General features: G+C 68.0%; 4 protein-coding genes and 1 pseudogene. All 5 read right to left on the bottom strand.

The window, feature by feature from the left end; genetic code table 11:
* Nucleotides 1-406: pseudogene (locus V7Q81_RS15040) on the bottom strand (hypothetical protein); the annotation flags it as partial.
* A gap of 27 nt (nucleotides 407-433) precedes the next feature.
* Nucleotides 434-886: a flagellar export protein FliJ gene (gene fliJ / locus V7Q81_RS15035; protein WP_333844925.1), complete on the bottom strand. Its 453-nt coding sequence runs from the start codon at nucleotides 884-886 to the stop codon at nucleotides 434-436.
* On the bottom strand, nucleotides 883-2,304 hold the full coding sequence (gene fliI / locus V7Q81_RS15030) for a flagellar protein export ATPase FliI (protein ID WP_333844922.1): 1,422 nt from the start codon (nucleotides 2,302-2,304) through the stop codon (nucleotides 883-885). Before fliI ends, fliJ begins: the two co-directional genes overlap by 4 nt.
* Nucleotides 2,301-2,909 (bottom strand): flagellar assembly protein FliH, encoded by a 609-nt coding sequence (locus V7Q81_RS15025; protein ID WP_333844920.1) that lies wholly within the window; start codon nucleotides 2,907-2,909, stop codon nucleotides 2,301-2,303. Before V7Q81_RS15025 ends, fliI begins: the two co-directional genes overlap by 4 nt.
* Nucleotides 2,902-3,867, bottom strand: coding sequence for a flagellar motor switch protein FliG (gene fliG / locus V7Q81_RS15020; RefSeq protein ID WP_333844917.1), 966 nt, complete (start codon nucleotides 3,865-3,867; stop codon nucleotides 2,902-2,904). The genes V7Q81_RS15025 and fliG overlap by 8 nt, the downstream gene beginning before the upstream one ends.
* Nucleotides 3,868-3,869 lie beyond the last annotated feature (2 nt).

Here is a 3,869-nt window from a genome sequence, read left to right as displayed (position 1 = left end):
CCCCGGAAGGGCTGCAAGTCTGCGACCGCTCCTCATTGCAGGCGCGCGCCGAAGCCTCAGGGAGCTCCAGAATGGCCTCGGGCGCGCTGATCGGGCGGCCACTGCTCGAATAGGGCTCCAGGGGGATCGCCCACGGGAGCGGCGCGGTAGCAAGGCCGTCTTCGGTCGGGGTTGCGCTTTCCGCCCCAGGCTTAGGGTCCGACGCCTGTGGCTTTTCGGCCTCGGCGCCCCGCTCCTCGCGGCCGCCCGCCTGCAGCGGGAAGGAAGCGAGGGCGAGCTCCCGGGCGAGCACTGCGGCGAACGGATCCTCCAGGCCCAGGACGGCGGCACCGAGTGCCGCGGCTAAAGGCGCGGGAGCAGTGGAGGGAGCGGCCAGGGCAGCGGGAACTGGGAGAAGGATTTCCACGGCGGGATTTCTCCTTTGCGGCTGGCTTCATTCCGTGGGCTTACCCCAGGGCGCCGCAGTACCCCGTGCCCCATGCTCATCCCACTGGCGCTGCTCCACGCGGGCGTTTCTCACCCGCTCGGCGTGGCGGCGCCGCTCCTCGAGCCGTTGAAACGACTGGAGGGTGCGTTGCTCTCCTTGCCATTGCACCTGACCGCTCTGGCGCCGAATGCGGGCCGCGGCCAGTTGTTCCCGGCATTGGGTGATAGCCCGGTCCAAGGTCTCGAGGAACGCCTGGTAGTTTTGCAGCGCGGCGCGAGGGAGGCCCGAGCGTACCGAGGCCAGCAGGCGGGCCTGGTACTGGGCTTGATAGGCGGTGAGGAGCTTGAGCCGTTCTTCCACTTCCCGCTCCTGGTGCAGTAAGCGTCCGAGCTGGCGGGCGGCAGTCTCGGCCCGAGTCTGGGCAAGGCGGATCAAGGTGCTCAGCGTATCACGGGTCATGGGATGTGCTCCGAGTGGGTTTCCGTACCGAGCAGCTGTTGCAGAGCGTTCATGCTTTCTCCATGGCTCACCCGCTCATCCATGCCCTGTTGCAGGTACGCTTCCATCCGCGGATAGAGGGCGATGGCCTGGTCGAGCAGAGGATCGGCCCCCGGCTGATAGGCGCCGACGCTGATTAGGTCGCGGGAGCGCTGGTAGCGAGCGTACAGAGCCTTGAAGCGGCGCACCTGCTCGAAGCGCTCCGCAGGCATGAGGTTCGCCATGGCGCGACTTACCGACGCCTCGATATCGATGGCCGGATAGTGGCCGGCCTCCGCCAGGGACCGTGCCAACACCACGTGTCCGTCCAAGATCGCCCGGGCAGCGTCGGCGACGGGATCCTGGGGATCGTCACCTTCGGTGAGCACCGTGTAGAAGGCGGTGATGGAGCCGCCGCCGGGAGGGCCATTGCCTGCCCGCTCCACGAGCTGGGGCAGCCGGGCGAACACCGAAGGCGGATAGCCTTTGGTGGCGGGCGGCTCACCGATCGCCAGGGCGATTTCCCGAGCCGCCATGGCGTAGCGAGTAAGGGAATCCATGATGAGCAATACCGAGCGTCCCCGGTCGCGGAAATACTCGGCCACGGCGGTGGCGTAGGCCGCCCCCTGGAGTCGCATCAGGGGGGGGTTGTCGGCGGGGGCCGCCACCACCACCGAGCGCTCAAGCCCTTCCGGTCCCAGGATCGACTCGATGAATTCCTTGACTTCCCGGCCACGCTCGCCGATCAAGCCCACCACCGTCACGTCGGCGCTGGTGTAGCGGGCCATCATGCCGAGGAGCACGCTCTTGCCCACGCCGCTGCCGGCGAATAGTCCCATGCGCTGTCCGCGTCCGAGAGTGAGTAGCCCATTGATCGCGCGCACGCCCACGTCCAGCACTTCCCTGATGGGTGCCCGGTCTAGAGGGTTGTAGGGCCGGGCGTGGAGCGGTGCCGGATGCACGTCGACAAGGGGCCCCAGGCCGTCCAGGGGGCGGCCCACGCCATCCAGCACTCGTCCGAGCAGCCCGTCACCCACCGGCACCAGCCGTGTTCGGTCGGTGGCCCGACGCAGGGGTTGGCGGCCACCGTCCGGCTGACGCAATGCCAAAGGCATTTCTACCGGCACCACGGGCGCCCCGGGCGTGAGCCCGAGCACCTCCCCCGTAGGCATGAGGTAGAGCTTTTCCCCATTGAATCCCACTACCTCCGCCTCCACGCTGGCCCCGTGGGGCAGGAGCACGCGGCAGCCGCTGCCCAGGGCGAGCTTGAGGCCCACCGCCTCCATCACCAGCCCCGCCACCCGGGTGAGGCGCCCGCTGACGAGCAGGGGCGGGCGCTCGGCTAGGCGCTCGGCGCATTCTTCCAGCCGGCCGCGCCAGCGCGCTGCGTGAGGATTCATGGCGTCCATGCCTGCTCGTCCTGGAGGGCGGCCGCGATACGCTCCCAGCGTCCGGCGAGGGTGGCGTCCACCGTCGTGGCGGAGCTCTCCACCCGGCAGCCGCCGCGCTCGAGGGCGGGGTCTTCCACCAGCTTCCAGCCGCCCTGTTCCAGCTCGTGGGCGAGGAGCCGGCGCACCAGGAGCGCATCCTCGGGGTGGAGCACGAGCCGCGGATGGACGCCTGGATGGGGCACGGTCGCCATGGCTTCCTTCACCACGGCAGTGACGAGCTCGGGGCGAACCGCCAGGGCTGCCCGCAGCACATGGGCAGCGATGGCGAGGGCGAGCCGCACCAGTGCTTGCGACACCTCTTCTTCCAGGCGGGCCAGGGCTTCAGACCAAGCTCCGCCGATGGCCCTGAGCCGTTCGGCATCCTCGCGAGCCTGCGCCAGCCCTTCGGCGTAGCCCGCTGCGTAGCCTTCGTCCCGGGCGCTCTGGTGCAACCGCTCCAGCTCTTCCGCCGTGGGCAGCCTGGCCACCGGCGCCTCGGGAGGCGCGGGATCGAACGAACCCAACTCCCAGCGCTGATAGGCGGACAGGCGTTCCTTGGGGATGACGCTAGACATAGGCATCTTCCCCCGCTCCGCCCAGGACGATCTGGCCGGCGTCGGCCAGGCGGCGCACGATCTTCAGGATTTCTTTCTGCTCGGCTTCCACCTCGGACACCCGCACCGGGCCCTTTGCTTCCAGATCCTCCCGCAGCAGCTCTGCCGCCCGCTGGGACATGTTTTTGAAGATCTTCTCCTTGAGGGCGTCGGAGGCGCCTTTCAGCGCGACGATGAGGGACTCGGACTGGATCTCCCGCAGCAGAAGCTGGATGGCCCGGTCTTCCAGCTCCAGCAAGTCCTCGAACACGAACATCTCGTCCAGGATCTTCTGGGCGAGCTCGGCGTCGTGCTCGCGCACGCTTTCGATGACCGCGTTCTCGTAGCTCGTAGGCATGAAGTTGAGGATTTCGGCCGCGGCGCGCACCCCGCCCATGGCGGTTTTACGCAGGCTGGCGTTGCCGGTGAGGAGCTTGGCCAGCACTTCGTTGAGTTCCTTGAGGGCGGCTGGCTGTACTCCGTCCAGGGTGGCGATGCGCAGGATCACGTCGTTGCGCAGCCGCTCGGGGAGATGACCGAGCACTTCCCCCGCCTGGTCCCGATCCAGATGCACCAAGATGGTAGCGATGACCTGGGGATGCTCATTGCGGATGAGCTCCGCGACCGAGGCCGAGTCCATCCATTTCAAGCTTTCGATGCCGCTCGTATCGCCGCCCTGGAGAATGCGGTCGATGACGTGGGCCGCTTTTTCGTCCCCCAAGGCCTTGGTGAGCACGGCGCGGATGTACTCGTCGGAGGCGAGGGCCAGGGTCGAACGGTCCTCGGCCTTCTTCTTGAATTCGTCGAGGACCGCATCGACCCGTTCTTTGGGCACCGCCTTGAGCCGGGCCATGGCCGCCCCCAGCTTCTGCACCTCCCGCGGGGACAGGTACTTCAGCACTTGGGCCGCTTCTTCCTCCCCCAGGGACATGAGAAGGATGG

It is taken from the genome of Pelomicrobium sp., from assembly GCF_036803785.1.
Classification (GTDB): domain Bacteria; phylum Pseudomonadota; class Gammaproteobacteria; order Burkholderiales; family UBA6910; genus Pelomicrobium.
The sequence above is the reverse complement of the archived record's forward strand: the minus strand, read 5'-3'. Positions and strand labels throughout refer to the sequence as shown.